A 12,373-nucleotide genomic window follows, 5' to 3' on the forward strand; every position below is an offset into this window, starting at 1 on the left:
TCAGCCCAAACCGATCAATTTTGGCACCTGCGCCATATCGGTAAACAACTCCGCGCCTTCTGCGGCTAGGTGCGGATTCGGCCCCTGCGGTGCATAGCCCAAACAGCGCATTCCCGCGGCTTTCGCAGCCCCCGCGCCTGTCGGGCTGTCCTCAATCACCACGCATGCGCCCGGATCGGCCCCAACGGCGCGTGCCGCATGCAGATACAGATCCGGCGCGGGTTTCGGGCAGCCCATATCCTGACCCGAGAACAGTCGTCCGTCGAGACGCGCCTTGATGTCGGGATACTGGCTTAGCGTGGCTTCCATTTTAGCCATGCGCCCGTTCGAGCCCACCGCATAGGCGATGCCCGCTGCATCGAGCCGATCGAGCAGTTCCGCAATCCCCGGCATCAGCGCGACCCCCTCGCGCAGCCGTGCATAGAGCCGGGTGTAATAGCTCTCGACCCAATCGGCGGGCAGGGTAGCGCCCATCTCGCGCGCCTGACGTGCGACGCCTTCGATGGTGCCGCCAATAAACATGTGTTCCATCGCCTTATGCGACATCATCAGGCCATGCGCAGAGAGTTCCTCGCCCAGAAGATCAAAGGTCGCGGGCTCGCTATCCACCAGCACCCCGTCGCAATCAAACAGCACGGCTTGCACGTTCATTCGGGGTTCCTCGCCAACGTGACCAGCGTGTCGCCATAGCGGCGCTGGTCAATTTGCAGCAATGGGGCGGGAACGATTGGCGCGGCGCTTTCCTCCCAGACGATCATCGCGCCGGGAGCGATCCAACCGCCTTCAAGACATGAGGCAATCGCGCGCTCACCCAGACCCATCCCATAAGGCGGATCAAGGAAGATCAGGTCATAGCCCGGGCCCCGGCACTGCCCCATCTTGGTCGCATCGCGCCGCCAGACATCCGTGACGCCCATCGCGCGCATCGCGTCGATGTTTTGGCGTATCAGCGCGCGCGCCACCGTGCCGTCATCAACAAAAGCGACCCGTGCCGCACCGCGCGATAAGGCCTCAAGCCCGAGCGCACCAGTGCCAGCAAACAAATCAAGCACCCGCGCGCCTTCCAGCGGGTTTCCATGCCCGCCATTGATCAATAGGTTAAAGATGCTTTCGCGCACCCGGTCGGTCGTCGGGCGCAGATGCGCCTGCGCATCGCCCGCCCCCACATCAGCCAGCTTCAATCCGCGCCGCGCGCCGCCGATAATTCTCATTTCAGCAAGGCTTTCAGGTCGGTGTCTGGATCGGCCACCTGCGCGGGGGTGACGGGCTTACCCCCCTCGATCAGCCGCTTGCCGATCATGTAGGCGCGCGCATCGCTAAGCGCATCGACGGCGATCAACTGCCCCGCGCGGAAATACCAAAAGCTTTGGCCCTCGCCGTTGCGCGCGATCACCTCATCATATCCTGCATTGAGCCCCGCGATCTGCAGCTTGGCATCGAACTGATCGGACCAGAACCACGGCTTGGGGCTGTAATCGCACCCCGCGCTCAGCATGTTCTGCGCAACCAACTCACCCATATCAATCGCATTGCCGACGCTTTCCAGCCGCAGCCTGCCATCCGCCATCGGGAAGGACGCGCAATCGCCCGCCGCCCAGATATGCGGGTCAGATGTGCGCCCTTGCAAATCCACTGCGATGCCATTTTCACAATCGAGGCCAGCCGCGCGCGCAATCTCGTCATCCGGGGTCACCCCAATGCCGACAACCACGAAATCCGCAGCGATTTTGCGGCCATCTTGCAGCTCCGCCCCGGTGACCTGCGCATCCCCCGTCAACTGTGTCAGGCCCACTCCTTCGATGATCTCGACCCCATGTGCGCGATGCAGCGCGCGGATCGCATCGGCGGTTTGCGCACAAGCGACGCGGCCCAGAATACGCGGAGCGGCCTCAATCAGCGTGACCTCAAGGCCCAGTTTGCGCGCCACCGCTGCCGCCTCAAGACCGATATAGCCGCCGCCGATCACCACCAACCGCTTGCCTGCCACAAATAGCGCGCGCATCGCATCGACATCGGCCAGATTGCGCACTGTAAACACGTTGCCCAACGCCCCGCCGATTGCGGCTGGCAAGCGTTTGGGCGTGGCCCCCGTGCAAAGCGCCAACTCGATATAATCAAGGCTATCGCCATCCGATAAAGTGACCACTCGCGCACTTGGATCAATCGCCGTCACCGTCGTGTTCAGATGCAGGCTCACATCGTTTTCCGCCCACCAGGTATCGGCGCGCAGCGTCAGTCGCTCAACCGCCATTTCCCCCAGCAGATAAGCCTTGGACAGGGGCGGGCGCTGGTAAGGGGGCACGGGTTCCGCACCAAGAACGCTGATCGCGCCATCATAACCGAGGCCACGCAATTTCGCCGCCATTGAGGCTGCTGCCTGACCCGCTCCGACAATAACGATCCCGCTCATGCAACTCTCCACTGGCCTGATCCGCGCCTGACCCTATATCGTTGCGGGCGATAAACGCAACGCGACAACAACGGAGCTTTCGATGACCATTACAACCGGAGACGTCCTTCCCGGCGCCACCTTCCTCGCGATGGGTGCCGAGGGCCCGCAAGATGTCAGTCTTGGGGATAAGATGAAAGGCCGCAAGATTGTAATCTTTGCCGTGCCGGGCGCTTATACAGGGGTTTGCACGACCGCGCATGTTCCCAGCTTTATGCGCACCAAAGATGCGTTTGTAGCTAAGGGCGTGGATGAGATCATATGCATTGCCGTCAACGACCCTTTTGTGATGCAGGCTTGGGGTGAGTCGACGGGGGCCACCGAGGCTGGGTTGACGATGCTCGCCGATGCCGAAGGCGCGTTCACCCAAGCCATCGGCATGGATTTCAGCGCCCCCCCGGCGGGTCTTATCAATCGCTCACGCCGCTATGCGATGCTGGTCGAGGATGGCGTCGTGAAAGTGCTGCATCTTGAGGAAAGCCCCGGCACCTGCGAGGCATCAGCGGGCGAAAGCTTGCTGGCTGCAATCTGAGTGCGACAGGCGGAGCGCATCAGCCCTCCGCCTGCCCAACCCTATTCGGGGATCCCATCCGCGAGCCGCATGATCGGACGCCCGATATCGCGATCGACTTCACCCTGATCGCCAACCAAGGCGTCAAGCGCGCGCGCCAATTCAATATCTAGAACGCTCAAACCCCCGCAATCATGCGTCATCAGCGTGATTTCGACCTTATTGTAAACGTTGCGCCAATCGGGATGGTGATCCATTTTCTCGGCGCAAAGCGCGGCCTGCGACATGAATCCCCACGCGGTCGAGAAATCTTTAAAGATCAGCCGCTTGATCAGCGCATCCGCGCTATCTGCTGCGCGCCATCCGGTATCTTCCAGCCCGCGCAACAGTGCTTTGCGTTCCTCGGAGTCTAGCTTTGTGGTCATATCGTTCTCCCATACCGCATCTGACGAAACGTAGCACCCCCGCGCCTGCCTGCAACTCAGGCCGCACCGCTTTGCACAGGCTTCTGTGCAGTTTCGATGCGCGGCACCTGCACGACTTCAAGCGTGCGCGTCGGGAAGGGAATGCCGATATCATTGGCGTCGAACTCTTCTTTGATCTTGCGCAGCAACTCGGATTGCAAACCCCAGTAATCGCTTGAATTGGCCCAGACCCGGAAGGTGAAATCAACCGAGCTATCCCCCAGCGCCTTCACCCGTATCGTCGGCGCAGGGTCAGACAAAGCGCGCGAGTCCGAAGTTGCAAGGTCTTCCAAAATAGACTGGGTCTTTTTCAGATCGGCATCGTAGGCAACACCGATCGTCAAATCCATCATCCGCGTCGCATTGGCCGAGTAGTTTATGATCGAGCTCGACCAGATATCGCTGTTGGGAACGATGATCTGCAACCCGTCATAGGTCGTTAAAACCGTGTAAAACAGCTGGATTTCACTTACCGTGCCGCTTTCACTGCCCGCCTCGATGAAATCTCCCTGCCGGAACGGGCGAAACATGATGATCATAACCCCGGCGGCCAAGTTCTTCAGCGCCCCTTGCAGCGCCAGACCCACGGCGAGACCTGCGGCACCGATCAAGGCGGCCAGCGATGTCGTCTGAATACCAAAGCGATTGAGAATGAAGATAATCCCGAGCCCGAGGATCAGGTATTTCGCTAGATTTCCCAGAAAACCGAACAGGGTGTCATCAAGCTTTTGATGATTGTTCGACAGCCCTACGATCCTCCGCTTCGCCCAAGCCGAGATCGACATAGAGACCAGCAGGATTACCAGCGCAGCCAGAACATTTATCGCCACAAGGATTGCCGCGTCGATACGCGACTGTGTCAGCCACCCGCTAACATTGGTAAGATCGTCCAAAGTCATAAAAGTCCCCTTGATATGTCCTGTGACAAACGCCCTATGCCCGTCACGGTTCCCTGTGGGTCCGAAACGGCCCCATCTCGGTCAATATTTCGATGTCTTCGCCGACAGCGGCACGCTCGGCCTCTAGATAGTCGGCGATGGCGCGGCGCAGCCCCTCATGACCGATCCAATGCGCTGAATAGGTCGGCACAGGCAGATAGCCGCGCGCGAGCTTGTGTTCGCCCTGCGCCCCGGCCTCAACCCGCTGTAACCCATGCGCAATCGCCCAATCGACGGCCTGATGATAACACAGTTCAAAATGCAAAAAGGGGTGATCTTCGACGCAGCCCCAATAGCGCCCGAACAGCGCGTCGCGCCCGATGATATTAAGCGCCCCTGCAATCGGCTGCCCATCACGCAGCGCCAGCACCAACAGCACATCCTCACGCATCTCGTGCAGCGCATCGAAAAAAGCCCGCGTCAGATAGGGGCGCCCCCATTTTCGACTGCCGGTATCTTGATAAAACGTCCAGAACGCATCCCAATGCTCGGGGAGAATATCATCTCCCGTAAGCTGGACAATCTGTCCGCCGAAGGCCTGCGCTCGCGCGCGCTCCTTGCGCAGCGCCTTGCGTTTGCGCGAGGAAAGCTCGGCGAGAAAATCGTCAAAACTGGTATAGTTGCGATTGATCCAGTGAAACTGCTGGCCGATCCGCGCAAGCCAGCCAGCATCTTGCGCGGCGGTCATCTCGGGTTGCGTGCAAAATGTCATATGCACCGATGACACACCCGCGTCCTCGGCAATCTGCGCCATGCCTGTCAGTAGCGCACTGCGCCCCATCTCTTCCAGATCCGGCAGCACCAACAGCCGACGCCCCGCCACTGGCGTAAACGGCACTGCGCATTGCAGCTTGGGGTAATAGCGCCCGCCGGCGCGCTCGAACGCATCCGCCCAGCCGTGATCGAACACATATTCGCCCTGAGAATGGCTTTTGATATAAAGCGGCGCGACACCAATCACTCGGCCCTCGACTTTCGCCACCAAATGGCGCGCGTCCCAGCCGGTCCCCGGCCCAACCGATCCAGATATCTCCAAAGCGGCTAAAAACCGATGTGTTGTGAACGGATCATAGGCCCGCGCGCCCAGCGCAACCTCTGCGCAGGCGCAGGCATTCCAATCAGTTTCGCTTATTTCGGAAATATCCGAATGAAGCGTGATTTCGACGCTTTGGTCCATGACACCTGCCGGGATTTGTGGGGTCTTTCGCTGAACTTGGGGCGAGCCGTCTTTTGGTCAAGCGGGCAGTGGCGAAAGATAGCCCTCAAAGGTGACGTTATCGGCCACGCGGCGCGCCTGCGTTTCGGCTTCAAGCGAGCGGATCGTCCAGCACAACACCGGCACATTGCGCGCCTTCAGCTCTGCCACGCGTTGTGACTCCAAATCCTTTGCCTCATGCGAAATGAACTGCGCGCCCAGCGCGTCGAAATCGGGGATCGCACGCAATGCCTCGCGCCGTGCGGCTGGCAGCAATTTCCAGTCCTGCGCGTGATAAGCTGATGTTGTCAGCCCAACGCAAATCTCCGGCGCAGCTTTGGAAAACGCCGCGATCGAATGCGGATTGAACGACATCACCGCCAGCGGCCCGGCGTAATCGCGCAGCAACTTTGCCGCCGCCGCCTCGAGCGGGCCGACATCGGGGCCCATCGCGCCGTCCTGATCCTTGATCTCGATCAACAGCGGCGTGCGTCCGTTCACCAACGCCAGCACTTCGGCGAGCGTTGGGATGCCCGTATCCCCGCCACTCAGCACGATTTTCGACAGCTCCGCCGCGCTGCGCCCCTTCACGGGGCCGGTTTCCCCGGTCAGCCGTTGCAGGCTGTAATCGTGAAACACCATCACCACGCCATCCACCGAGGGCTGCAGATCAAGTTCAATCCCGTAGCCCGCCGCAATCGCCGCGCGCATCGCCGCGAGGCTGTTTTCAGGGCGACCCGCCGCCTTATCGTGCAGCGCGCGATGTGCCAGCGGTTGGGTCAGGAATGCAGGATGCAGCGCCATCATTCGACCTCGAAAATCGCCTCGATTTCAACGCCAACGCCGAGCGGCAGGCTTGGCGCTCCGACGGCGGCGCGCGCATGACGGCCCGCATCACCAAACACCTCGACCATCAAATCGGAACAGCCGTTCACGACCTTGGGTTGCTCGGTAAAATCGGGCGTGCAATTCACAAAACCAGTCAGCTTGACCACCCGCGTCACGCGGTCCAGATCGCCCAACGCCGCCTTGGCCTGCGCGATCAGTGCCAATCCGCAAAACCGCGCGGCCAATGCGCCCTCAGTGGCGTCCATACTTGCACCAAGACGCCCCAAGATCAGCCCGTCCGGCCCGTTCGAAATTTGTCCCGAGACATACAGCAAGTTCCCGCTGCGCACGAATGGCACATAGTTTGCCGCAGGCGCTGGGGCCGCAGGCAAGCTGATCCCGAGTTCTTCCAGTCGCGCTTCGATTTTCGCCATTTTCGCCTCCATGAATTTGCGCCGGAGGCTAGGCGCGCGAAACGCCGCTCGCAAGGACAAAACCATGCCGCGCGATTTAGCCCTCGCTCTCGGCGCAATGGCGGCGGAACGCTTGTTTCAACAGATCCAACTCGGCGCGCAGCAATTCGATCTCGGCGCGCAGATCATCGGCCAGCGGTTCGCCTGCCACAATTGTGAAATGCGCAACCTCGCCGCCACTGGCGCAATCGCGGACAACGAAACTTAGCACGCCATCTGACAGCAGCTCTGCGGGGATCGGTTGTGAGACCTGCCATTCACCTGCCTTGCCGCTAACCGTCAGCCCGTCCAACACCTGACCCAGATGCAGCACTTCCAAATCCGGTGCGGCCTCCTGATGACAGATCGCCTCCCAGTGACCAGCTCGTAAGCGCGTCATTTCCAGCATGGCAACCCCCTCATATATCGGCCCGTGCGTAGCGCGAGAACGTCATGTCGCGCAGCACAATCTGGTTCATCGCGGGGCGTTCAAAAATGATGTCGACCCAAGCTTTTTCCAGCCGCTTTTCGTTCATCCGCGTGTAGGCCAGATCAAATTCCACAAAGCTATCGCCCTGCGACAAGGGCATCTCACGCACCAGTTGTTCGTTATTCGGCCCATGCTTGACGTTGAGCCTACAGAAAATCTCAAGCGGGCGCTCGAGTTCCAGCTTTAAATCCAGTCGCACAAGATGGTTCAGATGCAGCCCGCGCAACGCGGTCTCGGGCAGATCCAGTGCGAAGGACAAAAACGAGCCGCCAAAGCGAAACACATCCATGCGCAGCGCAAACGGTGCGAGGTCGGTCTCGTGGCGGTTGCGAATCTGGCGCAGCGTGATCTCGGATTCGGGGCAATCGTGAAACAGCGTCAACTCACGGCCCAGTTGCGCGCGGTTTTGCGCCCCCGCCACGCCAAAAGGCGAAACGGGACCGCGCCACAATTCGGGTCGCCATGTCCAGTCACTTGTGGGCGGTGCAGGAACCGAATCGGCCCCAATCCGGGGAAGTTGCAGTCGCCCTTCAACTTGATGCAACACAACGTCGATTTCACGACGCAGCGCACGCGCATCCGAACGCAAAAGCGGCAGTTGCGCCAAATCCAGACTGCCCGCAGCCCGCGCAGCCTCGCGCCACCGGGCCAAAGCGCGCCGCTGAACCACACGGTCAAGAAAGGAACTTCGCGGTGTCTTTGCCATCCAAATCCAAGTTTCATCGCCCGCAGGCGCGTCAATTTCCAATATCGAAACAGTTATTTCTTATCGTTTCTTTACGCGAAAGGGCATTTCGAAAAATATCGCGCAAAATTCTTCAACTGTCTTCCTGATAAACGGCCCGAACCACTCTTAATTCGCGCTCCGAATAGCCTCGGCAAAGCGCGTAATCAGCACCTTCTGCGCCTGGGCGCTCATCTCTCCATCTTTCAGCGGCATAACGGAAAGCGCTGTAATGCGCCCACCCAAGTCAGCGATTGCGCGCAAGTAAATCTGTGCCACTGGCGGCCCGCCACTTTGCGAGCGATCCTGAATGCGCAACAATAGCATGTCTTGCGATATCTCGGAGTGCAGGATTTTCACGTCAGAGCTTTCGCCAGACCGCGACAGCGCCGCGCGCCCGATATCCGAACGAAAAAATGTCTCCATTCGCTTCAGCCGATCATGGCTAAGCTTGCCGTTTTCGTCCTTAACGGTGGGCGGACCCACGGTCGCACTTAGCAAGGCAGGCTCGGTCGCGCGCGCATCGTCGGGATTGCCCGAAATCGCGGCGCAATTGCCAAACAAGACGAACCCGCCATTGCGCTGATCGCTCAGCGTTTTGGGATCAACGCACCAGCCTTTGGGGGCAGCGATGGTCAACGCACCATCCGCTAATGTCGTGCGCGCCTGACCCACTTGCGTGCTGCCCATTCCAGTGGGCACGCAACCTGCCAGCATCAACGCAAGCGAGGCCGCGATTATGGGCTTGAACGGGGAGGGGCGATTGACGGGCATGAAACTGACTAACATGGCAAAACAGATAGATTGTTGCCGCGCGGCTCGCAAGCCTGACAGCCGGTTTATCGACCCAAATGCACCACACGATCGGCTGCCAGTGCGTCTTGTTCATCATGGCTGACCATCAGTGCCGGTATTGCAGATGCGGCGATATGGCCCAGAACAAAGGTGCGGATGTCTTCTCGCAGCCCCGTATCAAGACGCGCAAACGCCTCATCAATCAGAATGGCGCGCGGCTGTGCCAGTAATGCACGCATCAGCGCCACCCGCATCCGCTGCCCGCCCGAAAGCGTTGCTGGATCGCGGATCGCAAACCCTGCCAGACCGGCTTGCTCCAGCGCCGCTGCCACAGCCTCATGCCGCGCTTCGCGCCCGCGCACCTTTGCGCGCAACCCGAAGGCCAGATTGTCGCCCACCGACAGATGCGGAAAAAGCTGCGCGTCTTGAAATAAGACCCCAACATCGCGTTTTTCCGCCGGTAGCACCCCCAGATCGCTGCCGTTGAGCGTGATTGCCCCTGTGGAGCGAAACCCGCGTGGCAGATGCCCGCCGATATGCGCGATCAGGCTGGATTTCCCGACGCCGGACGGCCCCATCACGCAGACCGTTTCGCCGGGCGCGACTGACAGCGAGAGCGGCGCGAACAACGCAGCCTCTGCTCCCGGCGCGATCAGGCTCACATTGCTTAGAACCAAACTCATAGCGTTCCCCCGCGCAGCCCGCGCCGATTACGATGCAACCAAAGCGGCAGCGCCAAGGCCAAAAGATAGCCCATTAGCGGCAGCGCCGCCTGCATTAGCGCCATGATCGCCGCCAAACGTCGATCCGCACCCGATGCCAGCGCCACAGCCTCAGTCGCAAGCACCTGCACCCGCCCCGCACCGGGCAGCAGCACGGCAAGATATTGCGCCACCGATACCGCAACCCCAATCGCCACCGCCATCATAATCGGCGCGAGCAGCATCGGCAGCTTCACCGCCAAGAGCCGCCGCAACGGCCCCGCACCAAGGCTCGCCGCGCTCGCCATCAAGGCGGGGTCAAGCGCCCGCCACGGACCCGCCAGAGCGATCATCACATAGGGAAACACGAACAATAATTCAGCCCAAGTCACGGCCACCGCGCTGGGCGGTAGGCCCAGCCACAGGAACCCGGTCGTCAACCCTTGCAAAAACCCGATCTGGGGCAGCAACAGGGGCATCGCGATCATCCATCCCAGATGCAACCTCCGCTGCGTGCGATCCTCGATCTCAAGCCAAAATAGAGCCAAACATAGCGCAATCGTGGTGCTCGCCACAGCCAGAGCCAGCGTGTTTAATGTCGGCCCGACCCAATCAGCAGCCCGCCAAAGCCGCGTTGAGAACCCGCTCGGCCACGCATCGGGAAAGCGCCAGAACGTCGCCATGCTCCACAGCACCAACGCCCCCAGCGCGCCAATCCCCAAGCCCATCCCGATGATCGCCATAAACGGCCCGACCATCTGCGCGCCGCGATGCCCCCGCCCCCCCCGGCGCAGCCAAGCACGACCAAGCACCACCACCAACCGCTCACCCGCCAACCACGTCAGCAGACTAGCCGCCATCACCCCCAGCAAAATCACCTCCATCGCCGAGGCAGGCTGCGCCATCGCCGGATCGGGCGCGCCGAACAGCCGCAAAATCTGCACCGCCATCACCGGCGGATTCGACGGCCCCAGCACCAACGCCATGTCCACCACCGACAGCGAAAACCCCAACACGATCAGCACGGGTAGGCGCAGCGCCGGATAAAGCTGTGGCCAGATCATCAGCCGCCAAACCTGCCCGCGCGGATACCCAAGCGCACGCCCCGCCGCCATCTGCCCAGAAATATCGCGTGGCCCAGCGGCCACCAACGTCGCCAGCACCAGAAACGGCACCTCTTTTAGCATCAGCCCTAGGATCAGCGTCATGCCCCAAGGATCGCCGACCGTAACCAGCGCAGGCGGCAGATCCCAACCCGTTGCCCAAGGCGAGATCAGCCGCGCCGCCCAGCCCGAAGGCGATAGCAAAAACGCCAATCCAATCGCCAGCGCGGCATGGGGAACCGCCAAAATAGGCGTCAGAAACCGCACCGCGCCCGCTTTTCTGACAAGCCACAAGCCCAGCGGAACAGAGACAAAAAGCGACCCTAACGTTGCCCCAATCCCCGTGATTAGCGTCAGTCGCAAGCTGCTGGTAAAACCGGGTAGGGCGAGCGCCTGCGCAAAGCCCTGCCCGCCCAGATCAAACCGCCCGATCCCCGGCTGCCAGCCCAGCGCCGTGCCAAGCGTCAGCCCCACGCCAATCAAAACCGGCGCGCCAAACAGCAACAGGAACAGGGCTCGGGCGGCGATCATTTCGTGTAGCGCTTGGCCCAATCCTCGGTCAGTCGGGTCATCCAACTGGGATGCGGTTCGGGCAAGGTTGGCCCCAGATCCGCGAGGCTCGGCAGCGCTGGCGCTGTCGGCAAGGTCGTGAAATCTGCCTTGGCCGCATCATCCAGCTTGGCCGGATCGAGCACCGAATAGCTGCCCAAAACGTCGATATTCTGCATGTGCGCCTGCGTTGCCGGATCTAGCAGGAAATTCGCCACCAATTCGGCCCCCGCCCGGTGCGCCGCGTTATAGGGAATCGCGACGAATGACATATTTCCGATGGTCCCATCTTTAGGCACCCAAACGCGCACGCTGGGCGGCAAAATCTGTTGTTGGATCAATGCGGCAGGAGCCGCCGGATCAAAGAACATCGCGAAATCAGTCTCTCCATCCGCCAAAAGCTGAGCCTGCGCACTTTCGTTTTCGGGGAAATCGCGACCCTCGCGCCAAAGGTTGGGACGCAATGCGTCATACCACACCCAAAGCGGCGCGGTTTCTTCGATATAAGCCGCATCCGTGACGGGGCTGGCCAAAGCCGCCGGATCTGGCGCCATCTCGACCAAAGCCTGCTTAAGGAACGTCGCGCCCATGAAATTCGCCGGATTCGGGTGGGTAAACCGCCCCGGATGCGCTGCCGCCCATGCGTCAAGCCCCGCCATATCTTCGGGCAGGTCGCTCACCCGATCCGCATCATAGGCGAAGACAAACTTCGCAAGCCGCCACGGGCTTTCATACCCTTCAGTCGGCACGGTGAAATCGGTCGTGGCCGCTGATCCCGCCGCAAGATCAAGATATTTTGCGTTCGGCAGATCGGCCAGAAATGGCCCCGCCAACAGCCCCGCCTGTTTCATCGCCAGAAAATTCGGCCCGTTGATCCACATCAGATCCACCGCGCCGCCCGTGTCTTTACCAGCCGCTTTCTCGGCCTGCACGCGCGACACCGCCTCGGACGTATCACTTAGCTTGACCTGCTCCACCGTGACGCCATAGCGCACCTGCATCCGCTCTGACACCCAGTCGATAAACGCATTGGTGCGCGGATCGCCGCCCCAAGCGTTGAAATACACCGTCTGACCCCTGCCCTCGGCCTGCGTTCGTGCCCAATCCGCCAATGCCGGAGTGCCCAGCGCAAAAGACGCCGCAAGACTCAATGCGATAACAAGTTTCTTCATGC

The 12,373-nt window shown here is 60.8% G+C and carries 15 protein-coding genes; 1 reads left to right on the forward strand and 14 read right to left on the reverse strand.

Translation table 11 applies throughout. The annotated features are described in order from the left end of the window. Genes ACN0SD_RS01340 through ACN0SD_RS01350 form a run of 3 tightly spaced genes read right to left on the reverse strand, consistent with a single transcriptional unit; the run spans position 1 to position 2,410 of the window. The gene (locus tag ACN0SD_RS01340; protein WP_417806413.1) at positions 1–651 is read right to left on the reverse strand and encodes an HAD family hydrolase; all 651 of its coding nucleotides are present in this window, start codon (positions 649–651) and stop codon (positions 1–3) included. Continuing rightward, positions 648–1,211, reverse strand: a complete 564-nt coding sequence (gene rsmD / locus ACN0SD_RS01345) for a 16S rRNA (guanine(966)-N(2))-methyltransferase RsmD (protein ID WP_417806414.1) — start codon at positions 1,209–1,211, stop codon at positions 648–650. The genes ACN0SD_RS01340 and rsmD overlap by 4 nt, the downstream gene beginning before the upstream one ends. Next, on the reverse strand, positions 1,208–2,410 hold the full coding sequence (locus ACN0SD_RS01350) for an NAD(P)/FAD-dependent oxidoreductase (protein ID WP_417806415.1): 1,203 nt from the start codon (positions 2,408–2,410) through the stop codon (positions 1,208–1,210). Before ACN0SD_RS01350 ends, rsmD begins: the two co-directional genes overlap by 4 nt. A gap of 82 nt (positions 2,411–2,492) precedes the next feature. On the opposite strand from ACN0SD_RS01350, the gene ACN0SD_RS01355 reads away from it, so the two are divergent. Then, positions 2,493–2,981: a peroxiredoxin gene (locus tag ACN0SD_RS01355; RefSeq protein ID WP_417806416.1), complete on the forward strand. Its 489-nt coding sequence runs from the start codon at positions 2,493–2,495 to the stop codon at positions 2,979–2,981. Positions 2,982–3,022: 41 nt separating this feature from the next. On the opposite strand, the gene ACN0SD_RS01360 is transcribed toward ACN0SD_RS01355, so the two are convergent. The 11 genes from ACN0SD_RS01360 to ACN0SD_RS01410 form a co-directional block, all read right to left on the reverse strand. After that, positions 3,023–3,385: a 4a-hydroxytetrahydrobiopterin dehydratase gene (locus tag ACN0SD_RS01360; RefSeq protein ID WP_417806417.1), complete on the reverse strand. Its 363-nt coding sequence runs from the start codon at positions 3,383–3,385 to the stop codon at positions 3,023–3,025. A gap of 56 nt (positions 3,386–3,441) precedes the next feature. Beyond that, a complete protein-coding gene (locus tag ACN0SD_RS01365; RefSeq protein WP_417806418.1) occupies positions 3,442–4,323 on the reverse strand; it encodes a mechanosensitive ion channel family protein in 882 nt (293 codons plus the stop codon). 43 nt (positions 4,324–4,366) lie between these two features. Beyond that, on the reverse strand, positions 4,367–5,539 hold the full coding sequence (locus ACN0SD_RS01370; RefSeq protein ID WP_417806419.1) for a GNAT family N-acetyltransferase: 1,173 nt from the start codon (positions 5,537–5,539) through the stop codon (positions 4,367–4,369). A 57-nt stretch (positions 5,540–5,596) separates the two neighbouring features. Then, entirely contained in the window at positions 5,597–6,364 is a 768-nt protein-coding gene (locus ACN0SD_RS01375; RefSeq protein ID WP_417806420.1) for a glycerophosphodiester phosphodiesterase family protein, read from the reverse strand. After that, complete coding sequence (locus ACN0SD_RS01380; protein WP_417806421.1) at positions 6,361–6,819, reverse strand: RidA family protein; 459 nt, start codon at positions 6,817–6,819, stop codon at positions 6,361–6,363. Before ACN0SD_RS01380 ends, ACN0SD_RS01375 begins: the two co-directional genes overlap by 4 nt. 76 nt (positions 6,820–6,895) lie before the next feature. Next, complete coding sequence (locus ACN0SD_RS01385) at positions 6,896–7,246, reverse strand: hypothetical protein (RefSeq protein WP_417806422.1); 351 nt, start codon at positions 7,244–7,246, stop codon at positions 6,896–6,898. 10 nt (positions 7,247–7,256) lie between these two features. Continuing rightward, a complete protein-coding gene (locus tag ACN0SD_RS01390) occupies positions 7,257–8,033 on the reverse strand; it encodes a DUF6478 family protein (RefSeq protein WP_417806423.1) in 777 nt (258 codons plus the stop codon). 147 nt (positions 8,034–8,180) lie between these two features. Next, on the reverse strand, positions 8,181–8,840 hold the full coding sequence (locus tag ACN0SD_RS01395) for a hypothetical protein (RefSeq protein WP_417806424.1): 660 nt from the start codon (positions 8,838–8,840) through the stop codon (positions 8,181–8,183). 50 nt (positions 8,841–8,890) lie between these two features. Continuing rightward, on the reverse strand, positions 8,891–9,529 hold the full coding sequence (locus tag ACN0SD_RS01400) for an ATP-binding cassette domain-containing protein (protein ID WP_417806425.1): 639 nt from the start codon (positions 9,527–9,529) through the stop codon (positions 8,891–8,893). Beyond that, entirely contained in the window at positions 9,526–11,181 is a 1,656-nt protein-coding gene (locus tag ACN0SD_RS01405; protein WP_417806426.1) for an ABC transporter permease, read from the reverse strand. The genes ACN0SD_RS01400 and ACN0SD_RS01405 overlap by 4 nt, the downstream gene beginning before the upstream one ends. Then, entirely contained in the window at positions 11,178–12,371 is a 1,194-nt protein-coding gene (locus ACN0SD_RS01410; protein ID WP_417806427.1) for an ABC transporter substrate-binding protein, read from the reverse strand. Before ACN0SD_RS01410 ends, ACN0SD_RS01405 begins: the two co-directional genes overlap by 4 nt. Positions 12,372–12,373: the final 2 nt, after the last annotated feature.

This window comes from Thioclava sp. (assembly GCF_048263065.1).
GTDB lineage: Bacteria > Pseudomonadota > Alphaproteobacteria > Rhodobacterales > Rhodobacteraceae > Thioclava.

Coding starts and splice junctions, on each gene's coding strand:
- ACN0SD_RS01340 (WP_417806413.1), bottom strand. CDS start 651: ATGAACGTGCAAGCCGTGCTGTTTGATTGCGACGGGGTGCTGGTGGAT.
- rsmD (WP_417806414.1), bottom strand. CDS start 1,211: ATGAGAATTATCGGCGGCGCGCGGCGCGGATTGAAGCTGGCTGATGTG.
- ACN0SD_RS01350 (WP_417806415.1), bottom strand. CDS start 2,410: ATGAGCGGGATCGTTATTGTCGGAGCGGGTCAGGCAGCAGCCTCAATG.
- ACN0SD_RS01355 (WP_417806416.1), top strand. CDS start 2,493: ATGACCATTACAACCGGAGACGTCCTTCCCGGCGCCACCTTCCTCGCG.
- ACN0SD_RS01360 (WP_417806417.1), bottom strand. CDS start 3,385: ATGACCACAAAGCTAGACTCCGAGGAACGCAAAGCACTGTTGCGCGGG.
- ACN0SD_RS01365 (WP_417806418.1), bottom strand. CDS start 4,323: ATGACTTTGGACGATCTTACCAATGTTAGCGGGTGGCTGACACAGTCG.
- ACN0SD_RS01370 (WP_417806419.1), bottom strand. CDS start 5,539: ATGGACCAAAGCGTCGAAATCACGCTTCATTCGGATATTTCCGAAATA.
- ACN0SD_RS01375 (WP_417806420.1), bottom strand. CDS start 6,364: ATGATGGCGCTGCATCCTGCATTCCTGACCCAACCGCTGGCACATCGC.
- ACN0SD_RS01380 (WP_417806421.1), bottom strand. CDS start 6,819: ATGGCGAAAATCGAAGCGCGACTGGAAGAACTCGGGATCAGCTTGCCT.
- ACN0SD_RS01385 (WP_417806422.1), bottom strand. CDS start 7,246: ATGCTGGAAATGACGCGCTTACGAGCTGGTCACTGGGAGGCGATCTGT.
- ACN0SD_RS01390 (WP_417806423.1), bottom strand. CDS start 8,033: ATGGCAAAGACACCGCGAAGTTCCTTTCTTGACCGTGTGGTTCAGCGG.
- ACN0SD_RS01395 (WP_417806424.1), bottom strand. CDS start 8,840: ATGTTAGTCAGTTTCATGCCCGTCAATCGCCCCTCCCCGTTCAAGCCC.
- ACN0SD_RS01400 (WP_417806425.1), bottom strand. CDS start 9,529: ATGAGTTTGGTTCTAAGCAATGTGAGCCTGATCGCGCCGGGAGCAGAG.
- ACN0SD_RS01405 (WP_417806426.1), bottom strand. CDS start 11,181: ATGATCGCCGCCCGAGCCCTGTTCCTGTTGCTGTTTGGCGCGCCGGTT.
- ACN0SD_RS01410 (WP_417806427.1), bottom strand. CDS start 12,371: ATGAAGAAACTTGTTATCGCATTGAGTCTTGCGGCGTCTTTTGCGCTG.